Source organism: Sphaerotilus montanus, from assembly GCF_013410775.1.
Classification (GTDB): domain Bacteria; phylum Pseudomonadota; class Gammaproteobacteria; order Burkholderiales; family Burkholderiaceae_C; genus Sphaerotilus; species Sphaerotilus montanus.
Genome location: NZ_JACCFH010000001.1, coordinates 3,159,260 through 3,181,299, shown reverse-complemented (window position 1 = coordinate 3,181,299; position 22,040 = coordinate 3,159,260). Strand labels below are relative to the sequence as shown.

Sequence of the window (22,040 nt, the reverse complement as noted above, 5' to 3'; positions counted from 1 at the left end):
TCAGTACGTGGACAGGCTCTGGAACCCCGACTGGAAGCCGGACTGGCGCACCGTCGGCACGAAGCCGCCGTCGCCCACCGTCTGGCGCCACAGCAGCGCCAGCGCCTGCTGGGTCGGCGGCGCCTGCACGCTCACGCGCACCCAGCCCGGGAGGCCCATCGAGGTGCAGTCGCGCAGCTTGATGCCCACCGCGCGCAGCTCGGGCAGCACCTGCGCCGGGTGCAGCGGATCGGATTCGGCGCCCTCGCCCGCCGTCCACTGGCCCCAGCGGGCGATGTAGAACGGCGTGACGCTGGTCAGGCAGGTCCAGCCCAGGCGCTTCTGGCACAGATCGATCTGCTGGCGGCGCCAGCTGCGCAGGATGTGCAGGCTGGAGCGCACCCAGCTCTGCGCCTCGTCGCTGGCCCAGCACTGCAGCATCGCCACCCCGTGCGCACCGAGCGGCCACGAGGGCGCCAGGGCCGCCAGCCGCCCGGTCAGCCAGTCGGTGAGCACGGCCGATTCGGGCGTGCGGACCGGGGCGATCGCGTAGGCGCCGCGCACGCCGGTCAGCCCGAGTGCCTTGTTCGGCGACCAGAGCTGCCAGGCGCCGTCCGGCACCGGCGGAGCCTCGCCGTCCAGCCGCAGCGGCGTGTAGGCGCGGTCGACCACCAGCACCGACTCGCCCGGGTTGAACGGCGGCGCCGCGCGGGCATCGCCGATCGGGCTGCCCGGCTCGGTGTGCCAGATCAGCCAGGCCGGGTCCTTGGCGTCCAGGTCGTCGATCTCGCGCACGACACGCAGGCCGAGCGCATCGGCCGCCGCGGCGTATTCCCCGTAGGCGTAGTCCGGCACGCGCACCCGCGCCCCCGGATGCAGCAGCGCGATCGCCAGCGTCATGCGCCGGATGAACTCGCTGGCACTGCCGGCCACGATGATGCGCGCCGGCTCGACGCCGTGCAGCCGCGCGAGCTGCTGCCGCAGGGCCGTGTGGCTCGGGTCCGGGTAGCGCCGGACATCGACTTGCCGGACCTGCTCCAGCGCCATCGGCGCCGGCCCGCAGGCATTGGCATTGGTGGAGAAATCCCAGCGCGGCACGCCCAGGGCGTCCGGCCCGCCGTGCGTGCGCACGAGGTCATTGCGGTCGTGGATCGACGTCATGTTCTGTTCAGGCGAGCCCCCCGGCCGCCCCCATCAACGCCCACCCCAGCCAGCCACCCGCGAGCATGGTCATCCACCACCGGACGGCCGACTGGGCGTGCCGCAGCGCGGTGTCCACGTCTGCAGCCTCGGGTGCTCGACCACGGGGATGCAGAGCATAGACCCCCGGCTTGCCCAGACAGATGTCCAGACGTAACGCCATGGCGCCCATCGGCCAGCCGCCATTGGGGGAAGGCGTGCGTGCGGCCTCGCCGCGCAGCTGCACCCAGTCCGCCCTGCGCCACGCCGGGCGCAGCAGCAGCGCCGTCACGCGCGCGGTCGGCCAGGACAGCGCATCGTCCGCCCGCGCCGCCCACTTGCCGGCCCATTCCCAGGCGCCGCGGTAGCCCCACATCGCGTCCGCCGTGTTGGCAAACCGGTACAGCACAGCGCCCGGCAACCCGGCCACGGCAAACCACGCCAGCGGCGCGATCACCGAGTCGTTGAGGTTCTCGGCCAGCGTCTCGATCGCCGACTCGCGCACCTGCGCGGCGGTGAGCTGGCGCACGTCGCGGCTGACCAGCCAGGCCAGGCGCGCGCGGCCGGCGTCCAGCCCCTGCTGCAAGGCTGCTTCGACCGCCCGCACCTCGTCGCAGAGCATCCGCGCCGCGAACAGCGGCTTGAGCAGCAGCGCCAGCAGCGGCACGGCCAGCCACGCTGGCAGCGTGCGCAGCCAGTCCTGCAGCGCCCAGGCGCCCGCCACCAGCCCGGCGGCCAGCGCGCACCAGACCAGCGCCCCGCCCACGAACGCCGCCCGCGGCGGCCAGGCGCGCACCCGCCGTCCGACCGGCCCCAGCACCGATCCCAGCCACGCCACCGGATGCCAAGCGTTCGGCGGCTCGCCGAAGCAGCGGTCCAGCGCCCAGGCGAGCAGCAGCGCCCCCGCCTGCAGCACAGGCCATGGCGCCGGGTCGGTGGCGAGCGCGGTCAGCGTCACGGTGCGTCGGCCAGCCGCAGTTCATCGAACACCAGCGTGGTCGGGCGCATCGGCGGGCGGGCGAAGACGGTGCGGGTGCCGCCGCTGACCAGTGCCAGCGGCGCGGCCATGCCCGGCGCATCGACGACGACGGTGTGGAACTCGCCGTCCTCGCCGCAGACGCACACGCCCTGCGGCAGCTCGGCCAGCAGCGCAGCGTCGTAGTCGCGGCCGCAGAAGCGCGCGTCCAGCCGGCCCGTGTCGACGCAGACCAGCCGCGCCCGGATGCCACGGTCGAGGATCTCGCGGGCCAGCGCCGCGCGCGACAGCCCCCACAGCGGAAACACCGCCTGCAGACCGGCCCGTTCGCAGGCCGGCTCCAGCCAGTCGCGGTGCGCCTGCAGGTCGATGTCGCCGAAGACGACGTGGGTGTGGCCGCTGTCGTGCAGCGACTGCAGCGCGGCGTCGAAGCACATGGCGTACGCCCCCGGCACGCCCTCAGGCACGGCCACCGCCCGCCACACGCCGCCGAAGGCTGCGACCTGCGCGGCGACCACCTCGGGCGCCAGCGCGTGCGACTTGCTGAAGCCATCGGCCTCGCACATCGTCAGGAAGGTCTGCACGTCGTGCCCGGCCTCGCGGGCGCGCAGCAGCGCCAGGCACGAGTCCTTGCCGGCGCTCCAGCTGATGGCGGTTTTCATCATCGCGTCAGTCCTCGATGCCGCGCTGCGCCGGCACACCCGCCTTGAAGTGGTGCTTCACCAGCGTCATCTCGGTTACGGTGTCGGCGAGTGCGACGAGTTCCTCCGGCGCGTTGCGGCCCGTGAGCACGACATGGACATGCGCCGGCCGCTCGCGCAGCGCCTGCAGCACCGGCTCCAGCGGCACCCAGCCGTAGCGCAGCGGGTACATGATCTCGTCGAGCACCACAAGGAAGTGCTCCCCGGCGCGGATGGTCGCCTCGGCCTTGGCCCAGCCGTCGCGGGCGAGCTGGGCGGAGTGCTCCAGATCCTTGCTCTTCCACGAGAAGCCGTCGCCCAGCCCTTCGATGGGAATGCCGATCTGCTCGAACAGCCGGTGTTCGCCGAAGCGCGCGCTGGGCACCTTCATGAACTGGTAGACCTTGACCGCCTTGCCGCGGCCGTGGGCGCGGATCGCCAGCCCGAAGGCCGCCGTGCTCTTGCCCTTGCCGTCGCCGGTGTGGACGAGAACGAGGCCGCGGCGCTCGCCGTCGGGGACGATGCGCTGGCGGTCGACGGGCGGTTGTTCGATGTTCATGGTGGGGTTCCTTGGAAACCGTGAAAGCCTTGAAAGAGCTGGGGCAGCGCGACCCACTGGGCGCCGACACGCTCGATGCGGATCGCGCCGCCAAACACCTCGACCAGCGCGGCGTGCACGGCCGGATCGTCGCAGCCGCCGACCGCCCGCACGGCACCCGCCGCCAGCACGACCAGCCGGTCCGCGGCCAGCGCGAGGCTCAGGTCGTGCAGCACGCTGATGACCACCTGCGTGCGGCCGAGGCGGGCCATCTGGCGGACCAGCGCGACCTGGTGCGGCGGGTCGAGGTGGGTGGTCGGCTCGTCGAGCAGCAGCACCGGCGCCTGCACGGCCAGCGCCCGCGCGAGGAACACCCGCTGGCGCTCGCCGCCCGAGAGTTCGGACAGGCGGCGGTGCTGCCAGGCCTGGCATTCGGTGTCGCGCATGGCCTGCTGGACGATGGCCTCGTCCTGCGGGCCGGGCGTGGCGAACAGGCCGAGCTGCGGCAGGCGGCCGAGGTGGACGACGTCGCGCACGGTGAGTTCGCCGCTGGATTCGGCCTGCTGCGCGAGCCAGGCGAGCTGGCGGGCGCGGTCGCGGGCAGACCAGGCGGCGAGCGGGCGGCCGGCCAGCGTGACCTCGCCCGCGTGGAGCGGCTGCAGGCCAGCGAGTACGCGCAGCAGCGTGGACTTGCCGGCGCCATTCGGGCCGACGATGGCGGTCCAGCCGCGGTCGAACGCGAGGGTGATGCCGTGGAGGATGGGGCGGGCGCCGAGGCAGACCTGCACGTCGCGGGCCGCGATCATCCGGCGATCTCCCGGCGGCGCAGCAGCCACAGCAGGTAGAAGCCGCCGAGCACGGCGGTCAGCACGCCGACCGGCAGCTCCTGCGGCGCGATCAGCGTGCGCGCCAGCACGTCGGCCAGCAGCAGCAGCGCACCGCCCATCGCCGCACTGGCAACGAGCCGGTAGCCGTGCGTCGCGTGGACAAAGCGCCGGACCAGGTGCGGCGCGACCAGCCCGACGAAGGCGACCATGCCGGCCTGCGACACCGCCGTGCCGGTGGCCAGCGCCATCAGCACGACCAGCACCAGCCGCAATGTCGGCAGCGGCAGGCCGAGGCTGGCGGCGCTGTCCTCGCCGAGCGTCAGCGCGTCCAGCACCCGCGACAGCCGCCAGCCCGGTGGCAGCACCAGCAGCAGCACGGCGCCCAGCACCGCGCAGCTCGACCAGCCGAGAAAGCCCGTCGTGCCGAGCAGGAAGGCCTGCTTGCCGCGCAGCGCGTCGGGCGCGAGCGTGGTCAGCAGATCGTTGAGCGCGCCCAGCACCACGCCGACCACGACGCCGGCCAGCAGCAGCCGCGTCGTGTGCTGCGCGCCGCGGGCCAGCGACAAGGTCAGGCCGACCCCGACCAGCGCACCCACGAACGCCGCCGCGACCAGCCCGAAGCGCGACAGCCACTCGGCCGTCGCCAGACTCAGCCCCACCCCGGCGAGCGACCCCGCCGCCAGCACCAGCACCACGCCCAGCGAGGCACCCGCCGCCGAGCCGAGCAGATAGGGATCGGCCAGCGGGTTGCGGAACAGGCCCTGCGCGATCGCCCCGGCGAGGCCGAACAGCGCGCCGGTCAGCCACGCGCCCAGCGTGCGCGGGGCGCGGATCTGCCACAGGATCAGGTCGGCCGAGCCATCGGCCAGCAGGGTGCGGAACGCTGCGAGGCTCCAGCCTTCGCTGCCCGCCACCAGCCCGGCCGCGCCGCCCAGCAGCGCGACCAGCGCCAGCGCCCAGGCCAGGCGGGTGCGGCGGCGCTGCTCGTGCTCGCTCATGCGGGCCGACTTTCGGCCGTGCTCACGGCAGCGCCTGCAGGCAGTCGGCGACCAGCTCGGCCGCTTCTCCCAGCCGCGGGCCGGGGCGCACCAGCATCTCGTAGCGCGTGGCGTCGAAGGCGCAGGTGCGGCCGGTCTGCAATGCCTTCAGCGTGGACCAGCCGGGGCGGCGTGGCATGTCGCGCAGGTTGCGGTCAACCGCCATGACCAGATCGGGCTGCGCCTTGACGATGAATTCGGGATTGAGTTTCGGGAAGGGGCCGAGCGCGGGCGGGACGATGTTGCCCAGCCCGAGCTGGGTCAGCAGTTCGCCCAGGAAGGACGTGCTGCCGGCCGCGTAGGGCGCCGAGTCCACCTCGAAATACACCTTCCGACCCCGCAGCGCCGCCGGCACGCGGGCCGCGGCGCGCTGCACCTGCTGGTCGATGCGCGCCCACAGCACGGCGCCCTGCTCCGGCCGGCCCATCAGCGTGGCGATGGTGGCGACCGTGCGTCTGGCTTCGGCCTGGCTGCGCGGCTCCAGCACGACGACCGTCAGCCCGAGCGACTCCAGCCGCTCCACCGCCCGCGTCGAGCGCGCCGCCAGCACGACATCCGGCCGCAGCGCGACGACGCGCTCGACCTGCGTGTCGTCCATGCCGCCGAGCTTGGGCAGCGCGGGCACGCTGGCAGGCCAGTTGGAATAGCGGTCGGTGCCGACCAGCCGCTCGCAGAAGCCGAGCGCGCAGACGGTTTCGGTCAGCGAGGGCAGCAGCGTGACGATGCGCTGCGGCGGCGCAGCGAGCTTGACCGTCGCGCCACGGTCGTCCCGCACGCTCACCTCGGCGCGGGCGAACCCGACCGCCAATGCCAGCCACAGCACCAGCCACCAGCGCCCGCGCCCGCGGTTCATCGCTTCACCGCCATTTCGATCCCCGCCACCAGCAGCGTCACGCGCGGGCAGCGTGCGGCGACCTGCTGGTGCAAGCGACCGAGTTCGTCGACAAAGCGCCGTGCTTCACGCGACATCGGCGACAGACCCAGCCCGATCTCGTTCGAGACGAGCACGACCGGGCCGGGCGCGGCCAGCAGCGCCGCATCCAGATCGGCCAGCACGGCGAGCCAGCGGGTGTCATCGACCGGCGCACCGTCCAGCGGCATCAGCCACTGCGTCAGCCACAGCGTCAGGCAGTCCACCAGCACGAGGCAGTCCGGCGCACTGTGACGGCGGACGGCATCGGCGAGGTCGCGCGGCACCTCGTCGAGCGCCATCGCCGGCACCCGCTCGGCGCGGTCGGCCTGGTGGCGCCGGATGCGCGCGCGCATCTCGTCGTCACCGCCGAGCGCGGTGGCCAGCAGCACGGCGCGGTGGCCGGGCTGCGCCAGCCAGTCGGCCGCGCGCCGCTCGCCGCAGCGCGACTTGCCGCTGCGCTGGCCGCCTAGGAGGAACTCGCTGTGCGGGTGCATGGCGAACGTCGCCCCGCTCAGCGCGGCGTGTAGCGCAGCGTCACGTACAGCTCGCGACCCGGCTGGTTGTAGCCCAGCGCGGTCTCGTACGGCCGGTTGGCGACGTTGTTCAGCCGTGCGCCCACTGCCCAGTCGGGCGCGTATTGCCACTGCGCGTGCAGGTCGACCGTGGCGTAGCCGGCCAGGCGCTGCTTGTTGGCGGTGTCGTTGAAGCGGTGGCTGTAGGCCTGCAGGCCGGCGCCCACCGTCCAGGCGCCCAGGTCGACATCGGCGCTCAGCTTGGCGGCGTTGCGTGCACGGCGCGGCAGCAGATTGCCCTGGTTGGCGCTGCCGTCGGTGTCGTTCTTCGGCGTCAGGTGGTCCACCGCCGCGCCGACCTTGACCGGGCCGAGCTGGCCGTCGTAGCCCAGGCTCACGCCGTTGCTCTGCGCGTACGGCAGGTTCACCGGGTTGGCGCCCTGCGTGATGTAGCCGCGGATGCGGTTGCCGAACACGGTGGCGCTGAACTGCTGCTCGCCGGTCGTGTAGCGCAGGCCGACTTCGGCGTGCTTGCCCTTCTCCGGCTCCAGCTTCGGGTTGCCGTAGGACGGCCAGTAGAGCTGGTTGAAGCTGGGTGCGACGAAGCTGGTGCCGATCTGTGCCGTGGCGCGCAGGCCTTCCATCAGTGCGAGGCCGTAGCCAATGGTGCCGGTGGTCGGGTTGCCGTACTGCGAGTTGCGGTCGTGGCGCAGGCTGGCCTGCACGGTGTGGATGCCGATCGTGGCGTTGTAGCCCAGGGCCAGGCTGTTGATCGTGCGGTTCGTGGTGTCGTAGTTGCCGGCGGGCTTGGTGACCTTCTGCTTGAGGTGTTCGGCGACCACCAGCAGCGTGCCGACGGGCAGGCTGACGGTGTTGTCCCAGCTCAGCTGCTGCTGCACGGTGGCGATGGTGCCCAGATCCGCATACGGCGATGCGGAGGCGATCGTCTCGTAGTCGTTGGCGCTGCGGGCCAGACGCAGCTGGGTGCGCCAGCCGGACGTGACTTCACCCGAGGTGTCGACCGACAGGACGCGGGTGCGCAGGCCGGACTTGGCGTCGGCGCCCGGGCCGTCGTCGTAGGCGGAGAGGGCGTCGGCGCTCAGCAGGTGCGCGCCGACCTGCCAGCCTTGCGAGAGCTTCAGGCCGACATGGGCGCTGGCGGCGTTCTGGCGGAAACCATCGGGATCGGCGTTGTAGTTGCCGAACTCGGCGCGCGGGCTGGTGGCCGAGAAGCCGCCGTTTTCGGTGTGCAGCAGTTGCAGGGCGCCGCTCCACTGGCCGTCGTTGAAGCTCGTGCCGGCGCTGGCCTGGCCGTAGCGGCGGGTGCCGGCGGTGACGGATCCGTTGTAGCGCGTGCCTTCGCTCGCACTGGCGCGGCGGGTGAAGACCTGCACCACGCCGCCGACCGCGTCACTGCCGTAGAGGCTGGACAGCGGGCCGCGCACGATCTCGATGCGGTCGATGTCGCCAAGCGGCAGGTTGTCGAGTTCGGGCATGCCGGTCGTGGCCGAGCCGTAGCGCACGCCATCGACCAGCAGCAGCACGTGGCGCGCTTCCAGCCCGCGGATGAAGACGGAGCTGGTCTTGCCCAGGCCGCCGTTGGACGAGAGCTGGATGCCGCCCTGCTGGCTCAGCACTTCGCTCAGGGTGCGGCCGCTGGCGCGCTCCAGGTCGTCGCGGGTCAGGACGGTGACATCGGCCACGGTCTGGTCGGCGCGCACCGGCGTGCGGGTGGCCGTGATGACGACGGAGGGCAGAGACGCCGCAGCCGCCGTGGTGCTGGCGGCGCTGGATTGCGCGGAAGCGGCGGTCGGGAGAAGGGAGAACGCGCACAGCGCGGCGGCCAGTGCAACGGGGCGCACGGACAGGCTGGGCAGCGAGGCGGCCCGGAATTCGGAGGTCATAGGAGAACACAACGCGGAAAGATCGTGGCGCCAGCTTCCCCGCAGGCGCACACCTCAATGGCGAACGACCAGTGTCGTCCACCCCCCGTTGGCCGGTATCCGGGCTGACGGACGAACCCCGAGCGACCTTCCCGGTATCCCAATGACACCAGTGGCATGTGCGCCGAGGCAGAGAGCGCGAGGCTCCCGTCCGCTTACCGTTGCGGGGGCAGCGCAGGTTGAGTGGGGCCCGAAAGGGCGTGAACTTTCCTGCTTCCCGTTTAACCGTGCTGGCGTGAAGGCCGGCACGAGCACCAACAGCGTGAATTGTAAACGCTGCATGCCCGCACCACTACAATCATCCCGAACAGGGAGCGCGGACTGTCGCGCCCATCACTACGCAACCGCCACCGCGCAATGTCCACACTCGAAGACCTCGCCGAACGGGTAGAACGGCTGCTTCTGCGCCACGAAGAGCTCCAGCACGTGAATGCCCAGCTCGAACAGCAACTCACCGCCACCGCGGCCGAACGCGACAACCTGCGCTCCCGGCTGGCGGCGGCGCGGGCCCGCATCGACGCCCTGATCGAGCGTCTGCCGGCGGGAGATGTCGATACCCACGACCGCGGCGCATCGGGAGGCGGCGTATGAAACAGCTCGAAGTCAGCATCATGGGCCAGAGCTACATCCTGGCCTGCCCGGATGGGGGCGAAGCCGTCCTGACCGCCGCCGTGCGCCAGGTCGACCGCGAGATGTGCACCATCCGCGACGCCGGCCGGGTCAAGGCCCGCGAGCGCATCGCCGTGCTGGCGGCGCTGAACCTGGCGTATTCGCTCATCGAGCACCGCACGATGGACGGCCACGCCGCACCGGCGCAGATCACCGAATCCGCACCGGTTCTCGCTCCGAGCACGCCGCTGATCACCATCGACGTCGACAGCCTGGTGCGCAGGATCGACGCTGCACTCGGTGACCAGGATCACACTTCGACCTGAGCCACCGGGCCTGGATCGTCATAGAATTGACCCGTCCGCTGCGTTCGCGGGGGTTTTATTTCCTTGAACCGATGCTCTCGCGAGCCTGGGCTTGGAACATCGACCAGCTGGTGTGATCGTCTCGCGTCAGATGAACCCGAAGCCGGTCTGACCTCGCCCACCTGAATCCCCTGGGTTCAGGAATGCGGCCTTCGGTTCGCAGCGGACACCTTGCATGCACCTCGATCTCACCCTGGTCGCCGAGCTTCTCGCGCTCGGCACCTGCACCGGTTTCCTGGCCGGCCTGCTCGGCATCGGCGGCGGCATGCTGATGGTGCCGTTCATGACGCTGATCCTCTCCGCGCGCGGCGTGGACGCGGCCCTGGCGGTCAAGATGGCCATCGCCACCTCCATGGCCACCATCCTGTTCACTTCGGTTTCCAGCGTGCGCGCGCACCACAAGCGCGGCGCCGTCCGCTGGGACATCGTGCGCACGCTCGCACCCGGCATCGTGCTGGGCGGGCTGGTGGCAGGCGCCGGGGTGTTCTCGCTGCTCAAGGGCACGACGCTCGCGCTGGTGTTCGCGGTCTTCGTCGCCTTTTCCGCCACCCAGATGCTGCTGGACCGCAAGCCGGCCCCGATGCGCCAGATGCCCGGCACGGCAGGCAGCCTCGGTGCCGGCGGCGTGATCGGATTCATCTCGGGTCTGGTGGGTGCCGGCGGCGGCTTCATCTCCGTGCCGTTCATGAGCTGGTGCAATGTCGCCATGCACAACGCGGTGGCAACCTCGGCGGCACTCGGTTTCCCGATCGCGCTGGCGAACACGGTCGGCTATGTGGTGGGCGGCTGGTCGATGCCCAGTCCGCTGCCCGGCGCGCTCGGTTACCTGTGGCTGCCGGGACTCGCCATCATCGCGACGGCCAGCGTCACGACCGCTCCGCTGGGCGCCCGCACCGCGCACGCGATGAACATCAAGCAGCTGAAGAAGGCCTTCGCCTGCACCCTGTACGGGCTGGCGGCCTACATGTTCTACAAGTCGCTGGGCTGACCCGGCGTCAGTGCACCGGCAGCAGCTCGCCCAGCCGGATCGAGGCCAGTGCCACCCGGTTGCCGCCCCGCTGACGGGCATCGGCCAGCGCGCGCACGGCGGCCTGGCTCAGATCGGCCAGCGTCGCCGCCGTGTGCGGGAAGCTGGCCACGCCGATCGAGACCTCGAAGTTGAAGCCCTGCCCGTTCACCACCACCACCTCCGTGGCACAGGCGCGGCGCAGGTGCTCCATGCGCGAATGGGCCGTCGCCAGCCCGACCCCGGACAGCAGGATCGCGAACCGCCCGTCGCCAAGCTGCGACAGCACGTCCATCGCACGGGTGTTGGTGCGCATCAGGAGGCCCATCGACTGCGTGACCGCCTGCACCGCCGGATCGCCCAGCGTCTGGCGCATCGACTCGACCCGGTCCAGCGCCAGCAGCACCAGCGCGAACTCGCGGTGTTCGCGCTGCGACAGCGCGGCCTCGCGGCGCAGGTGCTCCTCGAAGTGCTCGCGGCGGAACAGCTCGCTCGGCCGGTCCAGCCCCTGCGCATGCTGGCGGCGCAGCACTTCGACCGCATGCTGCTGGCGCTCGATCTGGTCGAGCGCCGATTGCAGCCGGCCCGCGTCGCGCCGGCTCTGGGTCACGTCGCGCCAGAGACTCAGGATCTGGCGCGTGCCATCCGCCGGGGCAAGGACGTGGCGCACCACGTGGAATTCGGTGCGCACCCCGGCGCGCTCGAACCGGTGGTCCTCGGTGACCACCGCTTGTCCGGCGGCCAGCGCACGGGCGTCTGCCGCCTGCAGCGCATTGGCCTCGGTCTGCGGCAGCAACTCCAGGTCCGTGGCGCCCACCACGCGCTGCGCGTCAGCGCCCAGCCAGGCCAGGCATGGCGCATTGGCCCACAGGTAGCACCCGCTGTCAGCGTCCTTGAGTGCCAGCAGCGCACCCTCGACCTGCAGCAGATCGAGCAGGCCGCCAGCCAGCTGAGCAGGCGGCGCCACGGAGACAGGCAGTTCGAGGTGGTTCATCCGGCCATGATAGGCAGGCCGCCCGCTCACCGGCTGCGACCGAACTCACACAAGGTAACCGGTCGTCTACCGGGCGTGAACTCTTTCACCACCCGCCCCCCCCGGACCGGGCGGTCGCGCGGTCCGGCCTCAGCCCATGAGCAGCTGCATGCTCTGTTCGTACTCGCGCGTCAGGCGGTCGAAGAGTTCGAGCAGTGCTTCGCTGGCCGCAGCCAGCGTCACCCGCGCAGCCGGTGTGCCCCCGCCGCGCACGGCGGAGAGCAGGTCCTGCCAGCGCAGATCGGCGGCCGCGGTGGCCTCGCGGATGGCGGCCGTCGACAGCGGGATGTCCTTCAGGTAAGTCAGACCTCGCTCGAAGGCCTCGGCCGTCGGCGCCAGCTCCACCGGCAGCGGCTCCGTCGCCGAGAGTGCCCCCCCTTGGCGCAGCAGCGCCAGCTTGGCCAGCCGCTGCGCCAGCATGCGCTGGCGGCCAGAGACATTGATGACGTGCAACGTCGGCGCCAGGCCGGCATTCTCGAGTGCCTGCGTCAGACGGTCAGACAGTTCCAGCAGGTGCTCGGCCTCCTGGTCGACCGCCGCGAGCCGGCTGGCCACCGGCGCGCTGCCCAGGTGGGCCTGCACCTGCGTCCAGGTGTGCTGCACCGCGTCGATCAGATCGCCGAAGGTCGGGCGCGACAGCGTGCGGTCCAGCAGCTGCAGGCTCTGGTCGATCTGCGCGCCCGAATCGGCCAGCAGCGCGCGCGAGCCGGCCGTCTCCACCCCCATCGCCGCCAGCGCATAGAGCTTGACGATGCGCTGCGACAGCATGCGCAGACGCCCTGCGCGGTTGATGGCGTCGGCGTAGTGCGCGGCGTCGATCACCTGCTGCGAGACCTGGCCGATGCGCTGCTTGGCGTGCATCGAGGCCGAGCGCAGCAGCCGAAAGGCCTCGTCCTCGCTGACCTGGCGGGCGGTCATCAGGATGCCCTTGGCGCGGTCGACCAGCTTGCGCTCCTCGAAGCGCCGCTTCAGGTCACCGAGTTCCTCGCGCATCTGGCGCATCTGGCGGTGGCGCGCCACCGTGAACTGGATCAGCGGACGCAGCCGGCCGGCCGCATAGCCATTGACGACCCAGCCGTCGATGCCCGCCGCCAGCGCCGTCTCCATCGTCTCGGCGCGCACATCGCTGGTGAACACCAGCACAGGCACCGGCATCGACGCCTCCAGCAGGCGCACGGCCTCGAACAGGTCCTCTCCGGGATGCGGCTCCCAGACAATGACCAGATCCGGTGCATGGCGCACCGCCTCTCGCACCAGATTGGCGCATTGGGTACGGCAGCAGACGAGCAGCCCGTTCGATTCGAGATCGGCGACCAGGGTGGGGGCGTCGGGGGGCGCAGGAGCGATGGCGAGGATGTTGATCACGTCGGGGCGGGCCAGGTGGGGGCCATGTTTCTTGTCATTGCACCAGCTGAAGCACACCGCAGGCCAGCCCGTGTGGCGCACCAGCGCCGATCAGGGTGGCATGATCAATGCTTCATCGATGGCTGGTTGCGCAGCAGCGACCACGCCGATCCACCGCACCATCGGCTCCGGACACACCGCCGCGTCCGGTCCGCGCCCTCCCCGGCGCGCGCGCCACCCCTGCACAGGCTGACGCCCCCCCATGTCCAACTTCAAGACGTTCCTTCAATCGGGACACTGGCCCACGCTGGCCGCCTCCTTCCTCTATTTCGATTTCTGTTTCGCGATCTGGGTGCTCAACGGCGCGATGGGTCCGTTCATCAGCGAATCGTTCGGACTGAATGCGGCCCAGAAGGGTTTCATGGTCTCCGTGCCGATCCTGGCGGGCGCGCTGATGCGCTTTCCGCTGGGCGTGCTGGCGCAGTACATCGGCCGCAAGAACGCGGCGATGGTCGAGATGGGCCTGATCATCTGCGCGCTGGTGTTCGGCTACACCATGGTCGACACCTACGACGAGGTGCTGGCGATGGGCGTGCTGCTGGGCATCGCCGGCGCGAGCTTTGGCGTGGCGCTGTCGCTGGGCTCGGGCTGGTTCCCGCCGAAGTACAAGGGCCTGGCGATGGGCATTGCCGGTGCCGGCAACTCGGGCACGGTGCTGGCCGTGCTGTTCGCGCCGCCGCTGGCCACGCAGTTCGGCTGGCAGACGGTCTACGGGCTGGCAGCCTGCACGATGCTGCTGCCCATGCTGGTGATGTGGTTCGCCGCGAAGGAGCCGCCGGATGTCGAGCACCAGACCTTCCGCGAGCACATCTCCTGCCTGTTCGAGAAGGACGGCTGGTCCTTCAGCCTGATCTACATCGTCACCTTCGGCGGCTTCATCGGCCTCGCCAGCTTCCTGCCGACCTACTTCCACGACCAGTTCAAGGTCACCAAGGTCGAGGCCGGCCAGCTCACCATGCTGGCCACGCTGATGGGCTCCGGGGTGCGCGTGCTGGGCGGCTACATCTCCGACCGCATCGGCGGCATCCACACGCTGTCGGGCGTGCTGGTGCTGGTGGCGATCACGCTGCTGATGTGCGGTTTCGCCGGCTCGTCGCTGGTGGTGACGACGCTGCTGTTCATGCTGTGCTTCGCGGCCCTCGGCGCGGGCAACGGCGCCCTGTTCCAGCTGGTCCCGCTGCGCTGGCCGCTCGCGACGGCCGTGGCCGGCTCGATGATCGGCGAGGTCGGCGCGCTCGGCGGCGGCTTCCTGCCGAACGCCATGGGCCTGTCCAAGCAGTATTCGGGCTCCTACCTGTGGGGCTTTGTTGCCTTCACCGTGCTGGCGCTGGGCATGCTGGCCATGCTGCGCATCGTGCAGATCCGCTGGACGCGCACCTGGGCCGAGAAGGGTGGCCGCGCCCGCAGCACGCCGACCACCGTCGGCTCCTCCGGCACCGGCTCCCGCGCCTTCGGCCGCTGAACGGGTTCACCCCTTCGGCAGGAAGAGCAGCCAGACCACCAGCAGGGCATTGAAGCCCAGCGAGATCAGGCAGGCCACCTTCCACAGCAGCGCCGGGTCGCGCACCGCCAGCGGCGTGCTGCCCGGCGCATTCAGCGGCCGGGACGCCCCCCGCTCCAGCGCCAGCGCGAACTCCTCGGCCGTCTCGAAGCGCTGCCGCGGATCGCGCGACACCGCCTTGAGCACGACATGGTCGAGCCAGATCGGCACCGCCGGATGCACCCGGGACGGCGGCACCGGATCGCGCCGGAAACGCCCGGTCTGCCAGGGTTCGACCTCGCCATAGGGCAGCTTGCCGGTGAGCCACTGGTAGAGCGTCACCCCCAGCGCGAAGAGGTCGCTGCCGGCATCGGCGGGGTGGCCGTGGTCGCCTTCCCACTGCTCGGGGTTCATGTAGCTCGGGGTGCCGGCGTGCAGGCTCCGGGTCGACGCCGGTTCGCGCCCCGACACCGCCACCCCCAGGTCCAGCACCCGCCACTGGCCGTCGTCGCCCCGGTGCAGGTTGCCGGGCTTGATGTCGCGGTGCACCACACCAAGTCGGTGCATGCGACCCAGCGCACGCGCCACCGACAGGCCGGCATGCACCACTTCCGCCACGTCCAGCGGACGCTCGGCCGCGAGCAGTTGCTCCAGCGTGTGGCCGCTGTGCCAGTCGAACACCGTGTAGAAGGCGCTCGGATCACGCACTTCGCGCACACGCACGAAGCCCTGCCCTTCGCGCTCGGTGACACGCAGGCCGAGCCACGCCTCGTGCGCGAGCATGGCGCGCTCCTCGCGGTCGCTCGCCCGGGACTCGTGCAGCGTCTTCAGGGCCACCAGCGCGCGGCTGGCGGTGTCGCGCGCCTGGTAGAGGCGGTGCACGCCGGTGTCGGCCACCAGCGCGGTGATGGTGTAGCCGTCCAGCACATCGCCCACCTTCATGCGCGGCGGCACGGGCAGCTGGCGGGCGCGGACCTGACTGTCCTCCAGCCGCATCGGGGCCAGGCCCGCAACTTGCATGACTACCGCTGTGACGTTGTCCTGACTGCCCGCAGCCAGTGCCGCTTCCACCAGCGCCTCACTGGCGATCTGGGCGGGTGCGGCGGCCAGCAGGGTCCGCAGGCGATCGGCCTGGAGCACACCATGCACACCATCGGAGGTGAGCACGAAGGTGTCGCCGAGGTGCAGTTCGCCCTGCAGGTAGTCCACGCGCACGGTGTGATCGAGGCCGATCGCCCGGGTGAGCTGGCTGCGGAAGTCGGGATGGTCGAGTGCATGGTCCTGGGTGAGCTGCTGCAGCTCCCCGCGGCGCAGCAGCCAGGCCCGGGTATCGCCAACGTGGGCGAGTGTCCAGGTCTGACCCTGCAGCGCCAGCGCCGTGAGGGTGGTGAGCGCCGCGCGGCGTTCGTTGCCCGCACCGCGGCGACGTTGGTTGTGGTCGGCGAGCCAGGCGTTCTGGGCGCCGATCAGACGGTCAAGGACGACCGTCGTTTCCCAGGTGGCCGGTGCGGCATGGAAGTCCTGCACCAGGCTCATCACCGTGGTCTGCGCGGCTTCGCGTCCCAGGCCGCCTGTCGACACACCGTCGGCGACGGCGGCGATCAGACCCCGGCCCGGCTCGTGCGCATCGGCGCGCATGACTGCCGCGAAATCCTCGTTGTGTTCCCGCAATCCGCAGGCGCTGGTGTGGCCAATGTCGACATCGAAGCTCATCGCTCGGCATTGTGGTCCCGGACAGCACACGACGCCCTTCCATCCGAATACCTGGTTTAACCGGTTCAACTGATTCCTGAGGAGCCCGCGATGCAGAAGATGAAACTCGTGATGGTCGGCAACGGCATGGCCGGCGTGCGCACGCTGGAAGAGCTGCTGAAGATCGCCCCCGATCTCTACGACATCACCGTGTTCGGCGCCGAGCCGCACCCCAACTACAACCGCATCCTGCTCAGCCCCGTGCTGGCCGGCGAGCAGACGATCGACGAGATCATCCTCAACCCGCTGAGCTGGTACGCGGACCACGGCATCACGCTGCACCTGGCCACCAAGGTCACCGACGTACACCGCGCCCGCCGTGTCGTCACCGGCGTCAACGCCCAGGGCGAGACGGTCGAGGCCGAGTACGACCGCCTGCTGATCGCCACCGGCTCGAACCCCTTCATCCTGCCCGTGCCCGGCAAGGACCTCGAAGGGGTGATCGCCTACCGCGACATCGCCGACACGAACACCATGATCGAGACGGCCAGGACGCACCAGCACGCGGTCGTGATCGGCGGCGGCCTGCTCGGGCTGGAAGCGGCCAACGGGCTGATGCTGCGCGGAATGCAGGTCACCGTCGTCCACATCAGCGACTGGCTGATGGAGCGCCAGCTCGACAGCGTCGCCGGCAAGCTGCTGCAGAAGTCGCTGCAGGACCGGGGCCTGAAGTTCGAGATGGGCGCGCAGACCGCCGCGCTGATCGGCGACAAGGACAACGGCACCGGCGGACGCGTGCTGGCGGTGCAGTTCAAGGACGGCCGCGAGATCCCCGCCGACCTGGTGGTGATGGCCGCCGGCATCCGCCCCAACACCGATCTGGCCAAGCAGATGGGCCTGCTGTGCGACCACGGCGGGCGCGGCGGCATCGTCGTCACCGACACGCTGCAGACCGTCACCGACGCGCGCATCTACTCGATCGGCGAATGCGCCAGCCACCGCGGCATCGCCTACGGGCTGGTCGCGCCGCTGTTCGAGCAGGGCAAGGTCTGCGCCACGCACCTGGCCGAGTTCGGCATCGGCCGCTACACCGGCAGCCAGACCAGCACCAAGCTCAAGGTCACCGGCATCGACCTGTTCTCGGCCGGCAACTTCACCGGCGGCGAAGGCTGCGAGGAGATCCTGCTGTCGGACCCGGTCGGCGGCGTCTACAAGAAGCTGGTCATCAAGGACGACAAACTCGTCGGCGCCTGCCTGTACGGCGACACGGTCGACGGCAGCTGGTACTTCAAGCTGCTGCGCGAAGGCCGCAAGGTCCACGACATCCGCGACCGGCTGATGTTCGGCGAGTCGAACATCGGCGACGTGGGCCACGAAGGCCACAACAAGGCTGCCGCGATGGCCGACACGGACGAGGTCTGCGGCTGCAACGGCGTGACCAAGGGCGCCATCTGCAAGGCGATCAAGGACAAGGGCCTGTTCACGCTGGACGAGGTGCGCAAGCACACCAAGGCCAGCGCGTCCTGCGGATCGTGCACGGGGCTGGTCGAGCAGCTGCTGATGTTCACGGCGGGCGGCGACTACAGCGCCACGCCGAAGAAGAAGGCACTGTGCGGCTGCACCGAGCTGAGCCACCAGGACGTGCGCGACGCGGTCCGCAAGGAGCACCTCGTCAGCCTCGCCGGCGAGGACGGTGTCTACCGGCGCCTGGGCTGGAAAACGCCGAACGGCTGCACCTCCTGCCGCCCTGCGCTGAACTACTACCTGCTCAGCACCTGGCCCAAGGAAGCACAGGACGATCCGCAGAGCCGCTTCATCAACGAGCGCAGCCACGCCAACATCCAGAAGAACGGCACCTACTCGGTGATCCCGCGCATGTGGGGCGGCGAGACGACGGCGGCCGACCTGCGGCGCATCGCCGACGTGGCGGACAAGTACCAGATCCCGACCGTCAAGGTCACCGGCGGTCAGCGCATCGACCTGCTCGGCGTGAAGAAGGAAGACCTGCAGGGCGTGTGGGCCGACCTGGGCATGCCGTCCGGCTTCGCCTATGCCAAGTCGCTGCGCACGGTGAAGACCTGCGTCGGCAGCGAGTGGTGCCGCTTCGGCACGCAGGACTCCACCCAGATGGGCAAGGACCTGGAGCGTGCGCTGTGGGCGATGTACTCGCCGCACAAGGTGAAGCTGGCCGTCTCGGGCTGCCCGCGCAACTGCGCGGAAGCCGGCACCAAGGACGTCGGCATCATCGGCGTGGACTCCGGCTGGGAGCTGTACGTCGGCGGCAACGGCGGCATCAAGACCGAAGTCGCACAGTTCTTCGTCAAGGTGAAGACACCGGCCGAGGTGCTGGAGTACGCCGGCGCCTTCCTGCAGCTCTACCGCGAGGAAGGCTGGTACCTGGAGCGCACCGTGCACTACATCGACCGCGTGGGTCTCGACTACGTCAAGGCCAAGGTGATCGACAACGCGGAGCTGCGCAAGGAGCTGTGGGAGCGGCTGCAGTTCGCGCTGGATGGGGCGGCGGATCCGTGGCTGGAATCGGCCAAGGCCAGCGTGGACACGCGGCAGTTCACGCCGCTGGCCGTGTCCTGAAGACATTTTGCATTCGAGGTTTTGACATGACTGACTGGACATCCATCTGCACCGTTGACGACATCCCCGTGCTCGGCGCCCGCCGTGTAGCGCGCCCGGGTTCCTGTGATGTCGCCGTGTTCCGCAACAGCGAGGACAAGGTCTTCGCGCTGCTCGACCGCTGCCCGCACAAGGGCGGCCCGCTGAGCCAGGGCATCGTCTTCGGCGAGAGCGTGGCCTGCCCGCTGCACAACTGGACCATCGGCCTGGACAGCGGCTGCGCCAAGGCGCCGGACGAGGGCTGCACGCCGCGCTTCGCGGTGCAGGTGGTCGACGGGCAGGTCTTCCTCGACGCGGCGGAGCTGAACAGCATCGCCATCGGCGCCATCGCCTGAGACGGCCGCACCGCAACGCATGAAGGCCTGTCGATGACCCTGCCCCTGCCCACGACCGACACCCGGTCCACCTGCCCCTACTGCGGCGTCGGCTGCGGCGTGATCATCGAGTCCGACGGGACGCAGATCACCGGCGTGCGCGGCGACCCGGACCACCCGGCCAACTTCGGCCGGCTCTGCACCAAGGGCAGCACGCTGCACCTGACCGCCAGCGCGCCGGTGACGATGGCGACCCGGCTGCTGCAACCCCGCCTGCGCCGCGGCCGCGGCGCGAACGGTCAGCGCGGCGGGCCGACCGAGGTAATCGACTGGACCTCCGCGCTCGACCTCGCCGCTGACCGGCTGGCCGAGATCGTGCGCCGCGACGGGCCGGACGCGCTGGGGATCTACCTCTCCGGCCAGCTGCTGACCGAGGACTACTACGTCTTCAACAAGCTCGCCAAGGGCCTGCTCGGCACCAACAACGTCGACACCAACTCGCGGCTGTGCATGTCCAGCGCAGTGGCCGGCTACAAGCGCACGCTCGGTGCCGACGCCCCGCCCTGCAGCTACGAGGACTTTGCCCACGCCGACACCGTCTTCATCAGCGGCAGCAACACGGCCTGGGCGCACCCGGTGCTGTTCCGCCGGCTGGAAGACGCCCGCAAGGCCCGGCCGGACCAGCGCTGGATCGTCGTCGACGTGCGCCGCACCGAGACGGCGGAGACGGCGGACCTGTTCCTGCAGATCCAGCCCGGCACCGACGTGGCGCTCTACCACGGCATGCTGCACGTCATGCTGTGGGAGGGGCTGACCGACCCGGCGTACATCGCCGCCCACACCACCGGCTTCGACGCCCTGCGCGACACCGTGCGGGCGTGGACGCCGAAGGAAGCCGCCCGCGTCTGCGGCATCCAGGAGGTCGACCTGGTGCAGGCGGCCCGCTGGTTCGCGCAGGGCGCCGGCCGCACACCCGGCGAACGTGGCCGGACGCTGTCGCTGTACTGCCAGGGCCTCAACCAGAGCGCCGCCGGCACCGACAAGAACGCCGCGCTGATCAACCTGCACCTCGCCACCGGCCAGATCGGCAAGGCGGGCGCCGGGCCCTTCTCGCTCACCGGCCAGCCCAACGCGATGGGCGGGCGCGAGGTGGGCGGCCTGTCCAACCTGCTCAGCGGCCACCGCGACCTGGGCAACGCCACGCACCGCGCCGAAGTCGCCAGCCTCTGGGGCGTGGCCGATGTGCCGGCCAATCCGGGCAAGAGCGCCATCGAGATGTTCCAAGCCGCGGCCGACGGGCAGATCAAGGCGCTGTGGATCGTCTGCACCAACCCCGCGCAGTCCATTCCGGATCAGGCGATGGTGCGCCGCGCGCTGGAGCGGGCCGAGTTCGTCATCGTGCAGGAGGCCTTCTCCACCACCGCGACCGCCGCGTACGCCGACCTGCTGCTGCCCGCCACCACCTGGGGCGAGAAGGTCGGCTCGGTCACCAACTCCGAGCGCCGCATCAGCCTCGTGCGCCCCGCGGTGAAGGCGCCGGGCAGCACGCGCCACGACTGGCAGATCGCCGTCGACATCGCCCGCCGGCTGGAGACGCGCCTGCCCGAACGGCTGAACGGTCAAACCGGCCAGACCACCCTCTTCCCCTACGACAGCGCCGAATCGGTGTGGAACGAACACCGCGAATCCACCCGCGGCCGCGACCTCGACATCACCGGCCTGAGCTTCGACCTGATCGAACGCCAGGGTCCGCAGCAGTGGCCGATGCCCGAAGGTGCGGCGACCGGCAAGGCGCGCCTGTACGAAGACGGCGTCTTCCCGACCGAGGATGGCCGCGCCCGCTTCAGCGCCGCCGAGTTCCGCCCGGTGGCCGAGCCGCGCGATGCCCGCTACCCGTTCTCGCTGACCACCGGCCGCCTGCGCGACCAGTGGCACGGCATGAGCCGCACCGGCACGCTCGGCCGCCTGTTCGGCCACATCGCGGAACCCGTGGTCGAGATGCACCCGACCGACGTGGCGCGGCGTGGCCTGCAGGACGGCGCGCTGGTCGAGGTCCGCTCGCGGCGCGGCAGTCTGGTGCTGCCGATCCAGAGCACCGACAAGGTCGCGCCGACGCAGGTCGCGATCCCGATGCACTGGGGCGAGGAAGTGCTCGGCGGCACCGACGACAAGGGGGTCGCGCGCCTGGGCATCAACGGCGTGACGCTGCCGACGTACTGCCCGACGTCGAAGCAGCCCGAGCTGAAACACGCCGCCGTGCGCATCGAGGCGGTGAAGCTGCCATGGCGGATGCTGGGGCTGGCGTGGCTGCCGCAAGCAGAAGCCTTGAAGGCCCGCGAGGCGCTCAAGGCGCTGATGCCGCAGTTCGGCTACGCGATGGTGCTGCCCTTCGGTCGCGAGCCGCACGCCGACGGGCTGGCCGGGCTGGTCTGGCGCGCGGCCGCCGCGGCGCCGATGCAGGAAGCGCTGGTCAAGCAGATCGAGGCGCTGCTCGGCCTGTCCGGCCGCGACACACTGGTCTACCACGACCGCCAGCGCGGCCAGTACCGCGCCGTGCTCATGCAGAACGTGAGCGTCGACCGGCTGCTGCGCGGCGTGCTGCTGGCGGGCGACACGCGGGCGGAGTCGTGGATCAAGACGCTGCTGCAGGACGAGTTGCCGGCGCAGTCCTATGGCCGCGCGCTGCTCGCCGGCAGCCCGACCGCGCCCGTGCCGGTGCAGGACAAGGGCCCGCAGGTCTGCACCTGCTTCAACGTCACCGAGCCGCAGATCGTGCAGGTGCTCGGGCGTTGCAGCGGTAGCGTAGAGGAGCGCATGGCGCAGTTGCAGGGTGAGCTGAAATGCGGCACCAACTGCGGCTCCTGCCTGCCGGTGCTGCGGGGTCTGGCCAAGGCGTCGGCGGGCACGGCCACCGCCTTGTGA

Annotated in this window: 19 protein-coding genes, 1 other RNA gene and 1 riboswitch; of the genes, 8 read left to right on the top strand and 12 right to left on the bottom strand. The window is 70.8% G+C overall.

What is annotated here, in order from left to right; genetic code table 11:
- The 9 genes from BDD16_RS14560 to BDD16_RS14520 are packed head-to-tail and all read right to left on the bottom strand — an operon-like array spanning position 1 to position 8,545.
- A complete protein-coding gene (locus BDD16_RS14560) occupies positions 1 to 1,140 on the bottom strand; it encodes an aminotransferase class I/II-fold pyridoxal phosphate-dependent enzyme (protein WP_179634605.1) in 1,140 nt (379 codons plus the stop codon).
- A 7-nt stretch (positions 1,141 to 1,147) separates the two neighbouring features.
- Entirely contained in the window at positions 1,148 to 2,116 is a 969-nt protein-coding gene (cbiB, locus tag BDD16_RS14555) for an adenosylcobinamide-phosphate synthase CbiB (RefSeq protein WP_310733996.1), read from the bottom strand.
- On the bottom strand, positions 2,113 to 2,796 hold the full coding sequence (locus BDD16_RS14550; protein ID WP_218897819.1) for a Dph6-related ATP pyrophosphatase: 684 nt from the start codon (positions 2,794 to 2,796) through the stop codon (positions 2,113 to 2,115). Before BDD16_RS14550 ends, cbiB begins: the two co-directional genes overlap by 4 nt.
- Positions 2,797 to 2,803: 7 nt before the next feature.
- Positions 2,804 to 3,373, bottom strand: a complete 570-nt coding sequence (gene cobO, locus BDD16_RS14545; protein ID WP_179634603.1) for a cob(I)yrinic acid a,c-diamide adenosyltransferase — start codon at positions 3,371 to 3,373, stop codon at positions 2,804 to 2,806.
- Positions 3,370 to 4,158 (bottom strand): ABC transporter ATP-binding protein, encoded by a 789-nt coding sequence (locus BDD16_RS14540; RefSeq protein ID WP_179634602.1) that lies wholly within the window; start codon positions 4,156 to 4,158, stop codon positions 3,370 to 3,372. Before BDD16_RS14540 ends, cobO begins: the two co-directional genes overlap by 4 nt.
- A complete protein-coding gene (locus BDD16_RS14535) occupies positions 4,155 to 5,177 on the bottom strand; it encodes a FecCD family ABC transporter permease (protein WP_179634601.1) in 1,023 nt (340 codons plus the stop codon). Before BDD16_RS14535 ends, BDD16_RS14540 begins: the two co-directional genes overlap by 4 nt.
- A 22-nt stretch (positions 5,178 to 5,199) precedes the next feature.
- On the bottom strand, positions 5,200 to 6,069 hold the full coding sequence (locus BDD16_RS14530; protein WP_179634600.1) for an ABC transporter substrate-binding protein: 870 nt from the start codon (positions 6,067 to 6,069) through the stop codon (positions 5,200 to 5,202).
- Positions 6,066 to 6,623 carry a bifunctional adenosylcobinamide kinase/adenosylcobinamide-phosphate guanylyltransferase gene (locus BDD16_RS14525; RefSeq protein WP_179634599.1) on the bottom strand — a complete coding sequence of 186 codons (558 nt, stop codon included), beginning with the start codon at positions 6,621 to 6,623 and terminating at the stop codon, positions 6,066 to 6,068. Before BDD16_RS14525 ends, BDD16_RS14530 begins: the two co-directional genes overlap by 4 nt.
- Before the next feature lie 17 nt (positions 6,624 to 6,640).
- A complete protein-coding gene (locus BDD16_RS14520; protein ID WP_179634598.1) occupies positions 6,641 to 8,545 on the bottom strand; it encodes a TonB-dependent receptor domain-containing protein in 1,905 nt (634 codons plus the stop codon).
- Between the two features lie 73 nt (positions 8,546 to 8,618).
- Positions 8,619 to 8,858, bottom strand: a riboswitch (cobalamin riboswitch).
- Positions 8,859 to 8,941: 83 nt separating this feature from the next.
- Here BDD16_RS14520 and BDD16_RS14515 point away from each other — a divergent pair.
- The 4 genes from BDD16_RS14515 (at position 8,942) to BDD16_RS14500 (ending at position 10,546) form a co-directional block, all read left to right on the top strand.
- Positions 8,942 to 9,175 (top strand): DUF904 domain-containing protein, encoded by a 234-nt coding sequence (locus BDD16_RS14515; RefSeq protein ID WP_179634597.1) that lies wholly within the window; start codon positions 8,942 to 8,944, stop codon positions 9,173 to 9,175.
- Positions 9,172 to 9,519, top strand: a complete 348-nt coding sequence (locus BDD16_RS14510; protein ID WP_179634596.1) for a cell division protein ZapA — start codon at positions 9,172 to 9,174, stop codon at positions 9,517 to 9,519. The genes BDD16_RS14515 and BDD16_RS14510 overlap by 4 nt, the downstream gene beginning before the upstream one ends.
- Before the next feature lie 32 nt (positions 9,520 to 9,551).
- Positions 9,552 to 9,728, top strand: a non-coding RNA gene (ssrS, locus tag BDD16_RS14505) — 6S RNA.
- Between the two features lie 5 nt (positions 9,729 to 9,733).
- A complete protein-coding gene (locus BDD16_RS14500; RefSeq protein WP_179634595.1) occupies positions 9,734 to 10,546 on the top strand; it encodes a sulfite exporter TauE/SafE family protein in 813 nt (270 codons plus the stop codon).
- Positions 10,547 to 10,553: 7 nt separating this feature from the next.
- Here the strand turns inward: BDD16_RS14500 and BDD16_RS14495 are convergent, their stop codons facing one another.
- Positions 10,554 to 11,558: a GGDEF domain-containing protein gene (locus BDD16_RS14495; protein WP_179634594.1), complete on the bottom strand. Its 1,005-nt coding sequence runs from the start codon at positions 11,556 to 11,558 to the stop codon at positions 10,554 to 10,556.
- Positions 11,559 to 11,687: 129 nt separating this feature from the next.
- Positions 11,688 to 12,962: a type IV pili methyl-accepting chemotaxis transducer N-terminal domain-containing protein gene (locus tag BDD16_RS14490; protein WP_179634593.1), complete on the bottom strand. Its 1,275-nt coding sequence runs from the start codon at positions 12,960 to 12,962 to the stop codon at positions 11,688 to 11,690.
- A 241-nt stretch (positions 12,963 to 13,203) separates the two neighbouring features.
- On the opposite strand from BDD16_RS14490, the gene BDD16_RS14485 reads away from it, so the two are divergent.
- Positions 13,204 to 14,463 (top strand): MFS transporter, encoded by a 1,260-nt coding sequence (locus BDD16_RS14485; protein WP_179634592.1) that lies wholly within the window; start codon positions 13,204 to 13,206, stop codon positions 14,461 to 14,463.
- 6 nt (positions 14,464 to 14,469) lie between these two features.
- On the opposite strand, the gene BDD16_RS14480 is transcribed toward BDD16_RS14485, so the two are convergent.
- Entirely contained in the window at positions 14,470 to 16,194 is a 1,725-nt protein-coding gene (locus BDD16_RS14480; protein WP_179634591.1) for a bifunctional protein-serine/threonine kinase/phosphatase, read from the bottom strand.
- 90 nt (positions 16,195 to 16,284) lie between these two features.
- Here BDD16_RS14480 and nirB point away from each other — a divergent pair, with 90 nt between their 5' ends.
- Genes nirB through BDD16_RS14465 form a run of 3 tightly spaced genes read left to right on the top strand, consistent with a single transcriptional unit; the run spans position 16,285 to position 22,040 of the window.
- Entirely contained in the window at positions 16,285 to 18,765 is a 2,481-nt protein-coding gene (gene nirB / locus BDD16_RS14475) for a nitrite reductase large subunit NirB (protein ID WP_179634590.1), read from the top strand.
- Between the two features lie 26 nt (positions 18,766 to 18,791).
- Positions 18,792 to 19,139: a nitrite reductase small subunit NirD gene (nirD, locus tag BDD16_RS14470; RefSeq protein ID WP_179634589.1), complete on the top strand. Its 348-nt coding sequence runs from the start codon at positions 18,792 to 18,794 to the stop codon at positions 19,137 to 19,139.
- Positions 19,140 to 19,172: 33 nt separating this feature from the next.
- Positions 19,173 to 22,040: a nitrate reductase gene (locus BDD16_RS14465; RefSeq protein ID WP_179634588.1), complete on the top strand. Its 2,868-nt coding sequence runs from the start codon at positions 19,173 to 19,175 to the stop codon at positions 22,038 to 22,040.